Below are 13,920 nucleotides of genomic sequence, written 5' to 3' on the forward strand. Positions count from 1 at the left end.
GAATGAAAAAACTATAATTTTATATCACATAGTAAGAGCGGATAACTCGAGGGTTATCCGCTCTTACTATGTTTTTTATTCTTTTACAGACCCTGATGTTAAACCTGAAACAATTCGTCTTTGGAAAATCAATACTAAAATAACAATTGGAATAGTTACAATAACCGTTGCTGCGCTGATATCTCCCCATGGGACAGAATATTCACTTTGATACATCGAAATTCCAACTGGCACTGTTCTCCATACATCATCACTATTAATGGTTAAAGCAAATAAATACTCATTCCACGCCGCAATGAATACCAGAATTGCAGTTGTGAAAATTCCAGGTGTTGCGAGTGGTAAAATAATCTTACGGAAAGTTTGGAACGGACTGGCTCCATCAAGTTTTGCTGATTCCTCCAATTCGAATGGAATCTTTTGAAAAAAGGTAGACAGAATCCAGATTGATAATGGTAAACTGATTGTCATGTAAGGAATAATCAATCCTGTATAACTATTTCGTAAACCTAACTCTGTCACTATATTAAAGATAGGCGAAATAACTGCTACTTGCGGAAACATAGAGGCAGCTAAAACTACTCCCAGGAATAAACCTTTCCCTTTAATCGGTAGTCTAGTTACCGCGTAAGATGCAAAGGCAGCACAACCTACCGCCAAAATTGTTGTTACCGTTGAAACTATAAAACTATTTAACATATATCGCAAAAGCGGGCGATTCGTTAACGCAGCTTCATAGGACTCTACTGTGGGATTTGATGTAAACCAGCTAAAAGATGTAAAAATTTCTCCTACAGGCTTTATTGACGTTAAGAACACCCAAATAAACGGAAACATCACTAAAAATACAAATATGACTAAGAATATATAAAAACCTATACCTGCACGTTTATTCATATTATTTCTCCTTCCTATTTCGTACGTCCTGCGAATAGATCTGAACCAATTAAGCGTACATAAATAAAGCTAATCAATGCTACCGCTAAGAATACAATCACCGATAATACGGAACCTTCCCCAAAGTTCTGTTGTGAGAACAAGGTTATGTAGGCGTATATCGAAATAGATTCGGTAGCATTCGCTGGTCCCCCGCCAGTTAGTACATAGATAAGATCGAATACCCGGAAGGCATCAAGCGTTCTAAATAATAAAGCAACTAAAATAGAAGATTTCAACAATGGCAGTGTTATCTTAAAGAATTGTTGAAATTTGTTAGCTCCATCTACATCACTTGCTTCGTATAAGGAATTCGGTATGGTCTGCAGTCCAGCTAAGAGCAATAATGCCATGTAAGGTGTCGTTTTCCACACATCAGCAAAAATAATCGAGAACATCCCACCGGATGATGTAGACAGCAGCCAAGATGAATTAGGTATCAGATTCCATTCATTAAAATAATGCGCTATGATACCCGTTTGACCATCTAATAAGAACCCCCACATCATGGCACCTACTGCAGTCGGTATTGCCCAAGGAATTAGCACGGAGGCTCGTACAATACCGCGACCGTTAAAGGTACGATTAATTAATAAGGCAACGGCTAAACCTAATGCAAGTTCAAAAGCAACAGAAGTAATCGTAAATATCATCGTGTTACTTAGAGATTTCCACATTCGGCTATCTTGAAGATATTTAGCATAATTTGATAAGCCAATAAAATTAGATTCCAAAATATTTGTACTGGCAGCCTCAAGCAAGGAGCTTGTTTGTTCATAATCCTGTACTAAGCTCTCATTCTCTGTGTCTGCAGCCATCACTTGCAGTTCTTCTGAAATGGAACTTAAAGCAGTGCGATAATCTTCTGCAAAATCATTATCTAATTTCGCATATTTTAAATCGCTGTCAGAAATCGGCTCGAAATTCATCAAAAGCTCATCAATTTCTTCCATTTTAGCATTGATTTCACTATCTGATTCCAATTCACTATGAAAACCTTGAATTGTCTCTCTGGCTTGCTGAATAGTCGCTATATCATCACCATCAGCACTGCCTTCTAAATTGCTAAGTTGACTGTCAATATAAAAGTAATTATCCACATAACGTTCCAAATCCATATTAGCACTCAACATCCGCTCCGACCTCGTCGGGTCATTTAAGCGATAATCAAATAAACTATTATAAAAGGACTGGGCAACTGGCCACAATGTTACTAATACGACAAGTATGATAGATGGAAGTATCATCAAATACCCCAGCCGCTTTTCATTCAAATGAAATTTCTTCACATTTTTTCCCCTCCCTTTCTGTTAAGCACACATGTAGATATGCTTAATAGAAAGAGCAAGATGAAATTCACAGCAATCATCTTGCTCATCTCTTTAGAAAGCCTTTATTCTTCCATAGCGTTTTCAATTTGGGTCTGCATATTCTCTGCAGCTTGTTCAGCTGTTTGATCACCTGTCAGCACCTGTGACACCTGAATCTGAATAATATCAGAGATCTCAGGGTAAATCGGTGATACTGGCCGTGGAACAGCTGCACTTAGTCCCTCAACAAAATCTGGATTTTGGAATAAAGGGGCAGCTTCTTGTACTTCTGGATCATCATAAAGCGCTTCGACAGTTGGAGCATGGTTTCCTACAATTGCTCCGGTTTTTTGTCCTTGTTCACCAGTTAAATATTTTACTAATTCCCATGACTCTTCCGGATGCTCGCTATAACGATTAATCATTGCTGTCCAGCCGCCTAATGCCGAAGCACTTCCTTCATCACCTGCTGGAAGCGGAGCAATAGCTATATCCCCCGCAATTTCAGAGAGATCCTCATCTTGGGAAGTAGACTGCATATATGGCCAGTTACGAGCAAATACGGAGTCTCCAGCAACCCATGCATTTTCTGTTTCAATTTCTTGGAAATTCATGATATTACCTGGTACAAAATCAGATTGAACAATTTCTGCTAATTTTTCCAGACCTTCAATCGTTTCTGGACTATTTACCACTACTTCACCATCTTCGTCTAAAACAGCTCCGCCATATGAAGCAATAATTTCAACAAAGTTTGTCACTAAGCCTTCATATTGAGATGCTTGTAATAGATAACCAAACTCTGTGTCCTCTTCACCTTGCAATTCATCAGCTTGTTCGATTAGTTCATCCCAAGTAGTTGGCGGTTCCTCTGTTATATCTGTACGATAATAGAGGAACGATGCGTCAATAAATAATGGAAGTGCCCATTGTCTGCCATTAAAATTACCTGCTTGAATCGGTCCTTCAAAGTGTTCTTCTAAATCAATGCCGTCTGCTTCAATGAAACGATCTAATTCTAGTGCATAGTTTGCTTGGGCAAATTCAGCCGGCCAAATACTATCACCGTTGAATACGTCGATCTCGGAACTTTGCGAACTAAACATCGTTACATATTGATCATGCTGTTGTCCCGTATCTGAAGGCATTTCACGGTAATCTACTTTAATATTTGGATTTAATTCCTCAAATTCTTCAATCTGTGCTTCTACTTTACCAGTCGTATCCACTCCCGTAGCATAAACAATCGTAACTTGCTCATCATCATTGGAAGCGCTTTCATTTCCTTCATTACTCTCTGCTTCTGATTCATCTGCCCCCGAATCGCTCTCCCCACCACATGCAACCATAAATGCAGCTAATAAAAATAATAATCCAAACAATAATAATTTCTTTACTTGTGGCATTACAGACCCTCCTCTTTTATTAGTCGATCCCTCTTTGAAATCGATTACATTTATTATAGCAGAACGTCGCTTCTAGTCAATCATTTCTTTTAAAAATTTTCAGTCATTTTTTCTGCTATATTTTTATAAATAGTTCTATGGAATGATAGCAGCAGATGTAACCGACGATTTTACGTAAATAAGAAGCAAGGCGAACAACCTTTAATTACCTATCCACCTTGCCTTTTATTAATCTTCTAAAGCTTCTTCTAATTGTGCTTCCATATTTTCTACTGCTTGTTCAGCTGTTTGCTCTTCTGTTAATACTCGGGAAACTTCAATTTGAATAATTTCAGATATCTCCGGATAAATCGGCGATACCGGACGTGGTACAGCCACGCTTAGCCCTTCTACGAAACTTGGATTTGAAAATAATGGTCCGGCTTCCTGTACCTCTGGATCATCATACAGGGATTCTACAGTTGGAGCACGTGCACCTTCTACTGCTCCAATTTTTTGGCCTTCTTCACTTGCTAGGAACTTTACTAATTCCCAGGATTCTTCTGGATGTTCAGAATATCGATTAATCATTGCCATCCATCCGCCTAGTGCAGAGGTGCTTCCCTCATCACCTGCAGGAATAGGTGCAATTTCCACATTTCCCGCAACTTCCGAACGTTCTTCGTCATTGGATGAAGACTGCATATATGTCCAATTTCGGGCAAATACAGCATCCCCTGCAATCCATGCATTTTCTGTTTCAATCTCTTGAAAATTCAAGATATTCCCTGGTACAAAATCAGATTGTACAATTTCTGCAAATTTTTCTAAACCTTGAATGGTTTCAGGACTATTAATTACTACATTATTATTTTCATCGATAACACTTCCCCCATAAGAAGCGATAATTTCAATAAAATTAGTTACCATCCCTTCATACTGAGAACCTTGCAGTAAATAACCAAATTCTGTTCCTTCTTCTCCCTGCATTTCTTCCGCTTGCTCAATCAATTCATCCCAGGTTGCAGGTGGCGTGTCTGTTATATCCGTACGGTAATAAAGAAATGAAGCATTCATATATATCGGCAAGGCCCACTGTCTGCCATTGTAATTACCAGCTTGAATGGGACCTTCAAAGTGGCTGTCTAAATTAAAGCCGTCTGCTTCTATAAAACGATCTAACTCCAAAGCATAGTTGGCTTGAGCAAACTCCGCTGCCCAAATAATATCTCCATTGTATACATCCACTTCCGGGCTCTGAGAACCAAACATCGTTACATATTGGTCATGCTGCTGACCTGTATCTGCCGGCATTTCACGATACTCCACGTTAATATTGGGGTGAATTTGTTCAAAAGCTTCAATTTGACTTTGGGTGGCGCCAGTTGTATCTACACCTGTCGCATAGACAATCGTAACCTGTTCTTCGGAAGCGCTTTCATTTTCGTCATTATTCTCTCCCTCTGAACTATCTGTCTCTGCATCATTACCTCCACTACATGCAACCATAAAAATAACTAGTAAATATAACACTCCAATCAGCAATAATTTCTTTACCTGTGGCATTTCAGACCCTCCTCTTTTAATACTCGACCCTTCGTGAAATCGATTACATTTTATTATAGCAGAATCCCCTTCCTAGTCAATTGTTTCTTTTTTAAATTTTCCGACTTCCATTAGCATTAAAACATTGATACCTCATATTCTTAACTTGTAGTAGAACGAGTTAGATAAAATAAATCCTCTTTTATAAAATAGTTATGTCTCCCGTCAGGTTGACTCTCTTATAATAAGCTCATGCTCTAGGACTATGTCTTCCACCTTTTCTCCTTGTATTTTTTTTATCAGCATGTCCACCGATATCTCCCCCATTTTATACATCGGTTGTGCAACGGTGGTTAAAGAGGGATAAGTAATACTAGTAAACTCAATCTTGTCAAATCCGACTACTGCCATCTCATTTGGGACATCAATCCCCCTGGTATTTAATTCTTTCAATGCTCCAATCGCTAACATATCTGAGACAGCAAACACTGCTGTAAGATCCTGTTTTTTATTTAATAAAGAACGCATAACCTGCTGTCCTGATTCAAGTGACACATCATTAGCAGAGTAAAACCAACCTTCTTCCGGCTCGATATGGAATTCTTCTAACGCACGAAGATATCCTTTTTTTCTATCCCTTGCATATAGAAAATACTCGCTGACATTTATAAGCCCTATACGCTGATGACCTTGTTTTAATAAATATTTTGTTACTTGATAAGCTGCTAATTCACTGTCTATTGTTACATAAGGCAAATTTTTCGCATTTACATATTCACTGCATTGCACAAACGGATACCGTTTTGCTATATTAATCAATGTTTTACGGTCAATTGTTGGATCCATTGTAATCGCCCCAGCTGCCAGCTGATTTTTTAATAAATCAAAATACACTTTTTCTCTTTCCAATTTAGAATGAGTTTGACAAAGCAGAATATTATAACCATATTCAAGTGCTTTCTCTTCTATCCCTTCTACAATTTTCAAATAAAATTGGTTAGATATCTTTGGTAATAATACTAATAACATTCTACTTTTTGCATTCCGTAAATTTCTCCCTAGGATATTTGGTGAATAATCCAATTCTTGAATGGATAGCTCGACTTTCTTGCGTGTTAACTCTGCAACCGATGAAGGATTGTTTAATACTCGCGATACAGTAGCAACGGATACCCCTGCATGTTTAGCAACATCCTGAATTGTCGGCAATATAATCCCCTCCTTTTCAACATATAAATCTACCTTTTTTTATTAGCTATATCACCTCTCTAAAAAAGAAATCAAATTTAATGTAATCCTTTACATTGTATTTTTATCATAATACATAATTTGATAAAAGCAATAGATAACTATTTCATATCGTGCAGATAAGACGATTATTAGGCTATATAAAACTAGTTACCTTCTATGCAGCTAGATTACTTATCCCAAGTTAATAATGTATGAGAACAGATGATTGGAGGACTTTTTTCACCTGCAAAAGAAAGCTGTTGCACAATCAGTTACCTAATTATACAACAGCTTCCTTTCCTTTTATATTCCTAAAGTATTCCCTCCATTTACAGATAACGATTGCCCTGTAATAAATTTTCCTGCATCTGATGCAAGAAATAAAACCGTTTCTCCTATATCTTGTGGAACCCCCATCCTGCCAAGTGGAACCCCTTTTTGATACTCACTCGTGTCTTCTGCTTCATGTCTTTCAACCGGAATAAATCCTGGATTAATCATATTAACAGTAATACGAAAAGAACCTAGCTCATTCGCCCAAGAACGCGTCAATCCTAGTTGAGCAGTCTTTGCCATGACATAGTTTGAATGATTCGGAGTACCTAACTGGACGACTTCACTCCCGATATTTATAATTCGTCCTTCCTTCTGTTTTTTCATTCCTGGCAGAACTGCCTTTGTTAATAATAATGGTGCTTTCACAAAAAAATCGAGTTGCTCCAAATAATCTTGCCACACAAGTTCTTCAATTGATATTTCAGGCTGTGGACCAGTAGCGTTATTAACCAATATATCAATATTTGCTTGCGTCTCTTCTTCAGCCTGTTTTATCAGCTTTTCTACTGCTTTTTCATCCCGGACATCACCTTGAATGGCTATCGCTCTTCCTCCATCCGATTCAATAAAATCAACAGTATCTTGCGCATTTTCGTAATTATTCGCATAATTCACGATAACGGTAGCTCCCGCTTCAGCTAATATTTTACTTATATGTTTTCCAAGTCCTCTTGAAGCTCCTGTAACCAATGCTACTTTCCCATTTAGTTTGTGAGACATCATTATGCTCCTTTATTTCAATATAGAGTTGTTAGCATTTTCTTTCTTAAATAAAACTCTGCGCCATTCTTCCCGCTTTCAGAAAATCCACGTAAAAGAAAGACGCAGGTGCTGACATCCTATTTTTATTCTACCATCTTTGAATGAAATAATTGCTCTATTTTAGAATGTTGTTTCATCCACTTGAAAATGTTTCTATTTTTCAGTGGTACCGATACAAATCTTTAATCTCTTTGACAGATTGATAAATCATATAGTTAACGACTCGAAGCGTCTCCCTTTCAACAGGTTCGAAGTTTTGATCCTTTGGCAGCATGTTCAATTGTTTGAAGTTTTCATATCCCATTTTTTTACGTCCAAATATCCTTCTGTATCATCAGCAAATATTTTAACCCCTCTACTCTCCTCCTGCGGGAAAATTCTTGCTGTAAAAACAAATTCCCCTTCATTTACAAAGATTTCTACAGAAGAAACATCTACAAAAATACGTAAAGAAACTTTTTTATCTGCATAAGCAACCTGACGTATACTACCATAACCTTCAGATACCGGCTCACCCGAATTAGTACGATCGAGAACTACTTTCTGAAGATTCGTATCTAGATAAATTAAAGTCTCCTCTTGTTTTCCTGTGCGAAGCTTTAATCCAGCTTTACCATTTTCTAACTCCAAATCACAAATTAACTCATATGTTTGACCTGAGAAGTTTTCCAGATGTCTTTCTTCTTTGTTCACATACCCTTGCCATTCTACCAGTGAACCTCTCCTTTTATTCATTTCTTTTACTGGAGTTTGATATATCTTATCATGTATAATACATAGTTCTCTAGGAATTGTCAGACAGTTCGCCCACATATCTTTATCAGAAGGATAATTCATATCAGGAAGACCCATCCACCCAATTAAAATTTGCCGTCCATCCGGGGCTTGAGTGGTCTGCGGTGCATAAAAATCAAAACCAGCATCCAGTTCCTGAAAAACATTACTATGAAAATAATAATTTTCTAAATCAAGTTTCCCTATAAAACATCCTGAGTTGTGTATATTTTGGTAAAAGTCCCCTTCTGGTTCAAGTCCTTGAGGAGAAATCATTAGTACATCTTTTCCATTCAATTGAAAAATATCAGGACATTCCCACATGTATCCGAAATGTTCAAAATTCGTTTTTAATTCTCCTTCGAAATTCCAATGGAGAAAATCTGCAGATTTATAAATCAACACACATCCTGTATGGTTTTCTCTTTCCGCACCGATAATCATATAATATTGGTTACCGGACTTCCATACTTTAGGATCTCGAAAATTCGCAGTATATCCTTCCGGCTGTTTGGAAATAATCGGCTTTTCCTGCTTAGCAAGCTTTCCTTCTTCATCCATAACAGCAAAGCTTTGAGAAGATTCACGATTCCAATTCTGATCACGTTTATTAGCTGTGTAAAATAAATACAACAAGTCATCTTTGACCATTCCTGTCCCTGAGAATACACCATGGCTTTCATGATCATACTCAGGAGCTATTCCAAGTCCTTTTTCTTCCCAGTGAACTAAATCATCTGATTCCACATGATACCAATGTTTCATTCCATGAACCGGGCCAAAAGGGAACCATTGGTAAAATAAATGATACTTTCCCTGATAAAAAGCAAAACCATTGGGGTCATTTAATAATCCATAAGGAGGCTGTATATGAAACTGCTGCCTCCAAATGCTATTATTCACTTTTTCTAGCAATTCTTGCTCTTCTGCTTCCGTCATTTCACGATAGTGTCGATACCGCATTTCTTTTGTCCAAGACATATAATTTTCTAAAGCTCCCTTCCAAAATTCCATGAGCCAATCTAATTTATTCCATTTTCATTAGTAAAGAGATGCTCTCTACTAATATGTTATATTATTGAAAAACCATTTAAGCACTTTGGGTATCCTTGTTTTCATCTGGTACATTTAATAATTCTTTTGGAACCGCAAAGAGAGTAGTCAAAATATAAGCTACTATGAAGGTTACAATCCCGACAATAATATACGTTATAAAGTGATATCCGCTGTAAATATACATTAACGGTGATAAAATAACTGCTAGTCCATATGCATTCGCCTGTACTCCCAACATAGACAGCACCATGCCACCTAATGCTGAAGATAGAAGCATTACAGTCAATGGCCGAGTTCCATAACGGATGGTGATACCGAATAACGCAGGTTCACTGACACCTAACAACTGTGTAACTCCCGCACTGTTACCCATTACTTTAATATTCTTTTTCTTGCTTCGACGGCTGATTGCAAAACATACTGCAGCATTTGCAAACCCATACATCGCACATATTGTAATCAAAGGATTAAATCCAGTCGAAGCCAGCAAGGAGGTTTCAATCATAATGAAAAGGTGATGCATTCCTGTCATAACAGCCAGTGGATAAATTAATCCTATAATAAATCCGCCAATTCCCAATGGTACATCAATCAATCCTGTAACAACATATACAAGTCCACTTTCAACGATACGGAGTGCTGGCCCTAAAACAAGCAATCCTCCCAACACACTGATAATAATGACAAAAAATGGTGTAAACATTAAATCAAGAGAATCTGGCATTTTTGCTCGTAATTTCACTTCCACTTTTGCTGCCACAAAGCCAACAACAAGTGCAGTTAAAACGCTTCCTTGATAACCGACAATTGGAATAAATCCAAAAGCCATCATCGGCTCCACGTTCGATGTTGCATCCGCGACGTCATAAGCGTTTGGCAAAGCAGGAGATACAAGCATCAATCCGATAACGAACCCAATAATCGGGGTGCCGCCAAACTTCTTATTGGCCGACCAGCAAATCAAAGCCGGCAGAAAAGCAAATACTGTATCTGTTAACACGGTAATCAGGGTTAATATCGACTCTGGAATAGCATCCGGACTTGTTCCAAAGAATCCTAAAACGGTTTCATTCAGGATGACACCTTGTAATCCGAGAAACAGTCCTGTTGCTACAATTCCTGGAATAATCGCAATAAATACGTCCGCTAAGGTTCTTACTCCCTGCTGTATTTTTCCCTTTCCTGTGTTTTGATTTTGTCCGCCCTGGCTTTCTTGATTTCTTTCATCATTGTCTGTATCACCAGCAATGGCTTTATAAACTTTATTTACAACTCCTGTACCAAGGATTACTTGAAATTGTCCTGAATAATAGAAAACACCTTTGACTAATTCCATATCTTCAATCGCTTCTTGGTCGATAGACTCTTTGTCTTTAACATTGAAACGCAATCTTGTTGCACAATGCGTTACCGATTCTATATTGTCCTCACCTATAATTTCTATAATCCGGTCTCCCGTTTGTTTGTATTGATCTGCAGACATACTGCTTCCCTCCCGTCAGCCGATTGTCATTCCCTGATATGGTTGCAAGGTAATCTCTTTCCCTGCTACCAAAGGTTCCGATTGACTGTGTAAAATAATGTTCTCTACTGAATGATTTAATATCACCGTTTTCTTTTCGGTACTTAAATTAATTAAAATGCTGACACTTTTATCTTTATCTGTACGTTCATATGCAATGACTTCTTCAGGGACATCTTTTATCTCGGTTATATTTCCAAAAGTTAATACGTTACTCCATGCGCTGTCCTGTCTCAGCTGAATCATTTTCTGATAAAATGTATAAACAGAATTATCCACTGCATTAACTGTCGGGTATTCTTCCGCCATATCCAGCCATGGTTTTCCTGTCGTGAATCCACCATACTGTTTCCCCTCCCAAGGAAATGGTGTTCTGGTATTATCGCGACTTCTTAAATTAACAAATTGTAGCGCTTCCTCTTTTGAAAAACCTTCCTGGATGGAACGGTAGTAATTATCAATACTTGAAATATCGTTAAAAGCGTCAATCGTTGACCGTCTAAAGTTTTTCATCCCAAGCTCTTGTCCTTGATAAATAAACGGTGTTCCTCTTAGAAAGAAGTACAGCATCCCAAGAGTTTTCGCTGTTTCCGGCGTTCGCCACTTTTCCTCTCTTATCAATTTAGACAGCACACGCGGCTGGTCATGATTTTCCAAAAAATTCGCACCCCAACCCGCTTCCTGAAGAGCATTCTGAGAACGAAATAATAATTCTTTAAATTCGGAAACAGTCCAATTAGTGCGCTTAAACCAATCCGACCCTGATTTCACATCAATATCTGCATAGTGAAAATCAAAAATCATAGAAAAGTAACCATCTTTCCCAATGAATTGATCGTAATCCTCATAATTTACCCCTGGTGCTTCACCGACTGTTACCGCATCATATCTTTCAAAAGTATTCGCTTTCAATTCGTTAAGAAAATATTCTATTCCGGGACGATTTCTGGTTTTATGTTTACAAGATACTAATCCATCTGCTCCATCCGCCGGCAAACCAGCATAGTCACTGTCTTTTTTGATGAACGTGATGGAATCAATCCGAAAACCCGCTACACCTTTATCCAGCCAGCGATTAATCATGGCATATAATTCCTGACGCATCTCTTTATTTTCCCAATTTAAGTCAGGCTGTTTTTTATCAAATACATGCAAGTAATAAAGGTCTTCTTCAGGAAGCTTTTCCCAGACCGATCCGCCAAAGATAGATCGCCAATTGTTCGGCGGGTTTCCATCTATACCTGGTTTAAAAATATAATAATCTCTATATTTACTTGTCGGGTCTTTTATCGCTTTTTGGAACCAGGGATGCTCATCTGAAGTATGATTAATAACAAGATCCAATATTATTTTTATGTCTCGTTTCTTTGCTTCTTCTAAGAGCTGATTAAAATCGTCCATAGTTCCAAACTCTGGATTAATTCCTTCAAAATCAGAAATATCATAACCGTTATCTACCATAGGGGATGAAAAAATCGGACAAATCCAAATCATAGTAATTCCTAGCTCTTTCAGATAATCCAACTTTTTTGTAATCCCTTTCAAATCACCGATACCGTCTCCATTGGAATCGTAAAAACTTTTTGGGTAAATTTGATAAACTACTTCATCCTGCCACCATTTCTTTTCCATGGTAAAACCTCCTATAATTTCACACATGGAATCGATTCCATGTTTTTGATAAGGAACCGATTCCATATCGGTTAAAATAATTATTAATATTGTGCAATATTATCGCTTTCTTTTTGATTTGTCAATACTATTTTTGGGCATTATTTGATAGTCAACTTTTATCGTTGATGAGTTAATTTTTTTCCCTTTCATTTGAACAATATTTTCCGCAGCTAGATGACCAGCTTTATTATAATCATAATGAACGGTTGTCAGCGCCGGGTTCAAATAATTTGATATTTGGTAATTACCGAAACCGGTTAAGGAAATATCTTCAGGAATACGAAGGTTTTTTTCGTAAATAGCTTTCATTGCACCAATGGCAATGTTATCTGTTGCACAAATTAACAAATCAGGATGTATTTGATTTAATAACTCTTTGGTAGTATGCATCGCATTATCCATAGAAAAATCTGTATGATAAACCATTACTTCATTTTTATGATCCTGAGCAAATCGATCAATAAATCCATTTTTTCTTCGTACACCAACTGCTTCATCCACTTCATCTACACCAAGATAGACAATTTTAGAAAAATGGTAGTCAGTTAAATATTCTGCAAGGTCAAATGCCGCCTCATAGTCTTTGTACACAACGCAGTTAAGCCGTTTATCTTCTTGCCCAATAACGATTACTGGAACTTCAATCGCTTCGATCACATGAATGTGTTCATCTGTTATTTTTGTAGCTAAAAGTATTATTCCAGCCACCTTCATCTTTGCCAAGCGCTTCAAATATTCAATTTCCATTTTAGAATTTCTATCTGTATTCTCAATAAGAATATTATAATTTAATTCCTTCAATTTCTTATCAATTCCTTGCAAAGTTGTGGTTACGGAATATGAATCAAATCTAGGTATAATTACACCAATTGTAGGGTTACTTTCTAAACGTAAATTCTGCGCATAAGAATTCGGAATATATTCCAGCTTTTTGATCGTTTTTTCAATTTTTTTTCTTGTCGCTTCACTAACATATCCATCATTTAGGTATCTGGATACTGTACTCTTAGCAACACCTGCTTTTTCAGAAATATCTCGAATTGTAGCCATAATTTCTATCCTTTCAACGCTGAACGTCTTCTGCTTTTATAAACATTATATCTTATTATCCTGCCATTTTCACTCATAGTATAAATTAAAGTCAGGCATATGCCTGAAAACGATGTCATGTTTCATAAAATGCATCAGATATATAACGTATCAAACAAATGAATTCATAACATGCAGAGAACAAATTATATTTCCATTATGATATCATAACAACTCAACTTTCGCACCTAGAAAAATTTAATAAAATCAAGAGACTCTAGTGCTCGTAGTTACTGTAATAGGTTCCTTGACAAAGTATTTCAAACAAGAAAAACACCTCTCCATTTGGTATAGTTGATTT

At 37.2% G+C, this 13,920-nt stretch carries 10 protein-coding genes; all 10 read right to left on the reverse strand.

Annotated elements, in window-relative coordinates; all coding sequences use genetic code 11:
* Positions 1–75: 75 nt before the first annotated feature.
* Positions 76–897 carry a carbohydrate ABC transporter permease gene (locus ACFQ19_RS19035; RefSeq protein ID WP_379594287.1) on the reverse strand — a complete coding sequence of 274 codons (822 nt, stop codon included), beginning with the start codon at positions 895–897 and terminating at the stop codon, positions 76–78.
* A gap of 14 nt (positions 898–911) precedes the next feature.
* Entirely contained in the window at positions 912–2,183 is a 1,272-nt protein-coding gene (locus ACFQ19_RS19040; RefSeq protein ID WP_379594305.1) for a carbohydrate ABC transporter permease, read from the reverse strand.
* 146 nt (positions 2,184–2,329) lie between these two features.
* Complete coding sequence (locus ACFQ19_RS19045; RefSeq protein WP_379594289.1) at positions 2,330–3,652, reverse strand: ABC transporter substrate-binding protein; 1,323 nt, start codon at positions 3,650–3,652, stop codon at positions 2,330–2,332.
* Between the two features lie 228 nt (positions 3,653–3,880).
* On the reverse strand, positions 3,881–5,197 hold the full coding sequence (locus ACFQ19_RS19050; protein WP_379594291.1) for an ABC transporter substrate-binding protein: 1,317 nt from the start codon (positions 5,195–5,197) through the stop codon (positions 3,881–3,883).
* Between the two features lie 204 nt (positions 5,198–5,401).
* Complete coding sequence (locus ACFQ19_RS19055; protein WP_379594292.1) at positions 5,402–6,385, reverse strand: LacI family DNA-binding transcriptional regulator; 984 nt, start codon at positions 6,383–6,385, stop codon at positions 5,402–5,404.
* Positions 6,386–6,709: 324 nt separating this feature from the next.
* Positions 6,710–7,462, reverse strand: coding sequence for an SDR family oxidoreductase (locus ACFQ19_RS19060; RefSeq protein ID WP_379594294.1), 753 nt, complete (start codon positions 7,460–7,462; stop codon positions 6,710–6,712).
* Between the two features lie 318 nt (positions 7,463–7,780).
* Positions 7,781–9,259: a glycoside hydrolase family 32 protein gene (locus ACFQ19_RS19065; RefSeq protein ID WP_379594296.1), complete on the reverse strand. Its 1,479-nt coding sequence runs from the start codon at positions 9,257–9,259 to the stop codon at positions 7,781–7,783.
* Positions 9,260–9,368: 109 nt separating this feature from the next.
* On the reverse strand, positions 9,369–10,817 hold the full coding sequence (locus tag ACFQ19_RS19070; RefSeq protein WP_379594297.1) for a PTS transporter subunit EIIC: 1,449 nt from the start codon (positions 10,815–10,817) through the stop codon (positions 9,369–9,371).
* A gap of 15 nt (positions 10,818–10,832) precedes the next feature.
* Entirely contained in the window at positions 10,833–12,488 is a 1,656-nt protein-coding gene (locus tag ACFQ19_RS19075; protein WP_379594299.1) for an alpha-glucosidase, read from the reverse strand.
* Positions 12,489–12,587: 99 nt separating this feature from the next.
* A complete protein-coding gene (locus tag ACFQ19_RS19080) occupies positions 12,588–13,580 on the reverse strand; it encodes a LacI family DNA-binding transcriptional regulator (RefSeq protein WP_379594301.1) in 993 nt (330 codons plus the stop codon).
* Positions 13,581–13,920 lie beyond the last annotated feature (340 nt).

Origin of the sequence: Oceanobacillus locisalsi, from assembly GCF_042675985.1 — a bacterium.
Taxonomy (GTDB): Bacteria; Bacillota; Bacilli; order Bacillales; family Amphibacillaceae; genus Oceanobacillus; species Oceanobacillus locisalsi.

Coding starts and splice junctions, on each gene's coding strand:
- ACFQ19_RS19040 (WP_379594305.1), bottom strand. CDS start 2,183: ATGATACTTCCATCTATCATACTTGTCGTATTAGTAACATTGTGGCCA.
- ACFQ19_RS19060 (WP_379594294.1), bottom strand. CDS start 7,462: ATGTCTCACAAACTAAATGGGAAAGTAGCATTGGTTACAGGAGCTTCA.
- ACFQ19_RS19065 (WP_379594296.1), bottom strand. CDS start 9,259: ATGTCTTGGACAAAAGAAATGCGGTATCGACACTATCGTGAAATGACG.
- ACFQ19_RS19035 (WP_379594287.1), bottom strand. CDS start 897: ATGAATAAACGTGCAGGTATAGGTTTTTATATATTCTTAGTCATATTT.
- ACFQ19_RS19070 (WP_379594297.1), bottom strand. CDS start 10,817: ATGTCTGCAGATCAATACAAACAAACGGGAGACCGGATTATAGAAATT.
- ACFQ19_RS19050 (WP_379594291.1), bottom strand. CDS start 5,197: ATGCCACAGGTAAAGAAATTATTGCTGATTGGAGTGTTATATTTACTA.
- ACFQ19_RS19045 (WP_379594289.1), bottom strand. CDS start 3,652: ATGCCACAAGTAAAGAAATTATTATTGTTTGGATTATTATTTTTATTA.
- ACFQ19_RS19075 (WP_379594299.1), bottom strand. CDS start 12,488: ATGGAAAAGAAATGGTGGCAGGATGAAGTAGTTTATCAAATTTACCCA.
- ACFQ19_RS19080 (WP_379594301.1), bottom strand. CDS start 13,580: ATGGCTACAATTCGAGATATTTCTGAAAAAGCAGGTGTTGCTAAGAGT.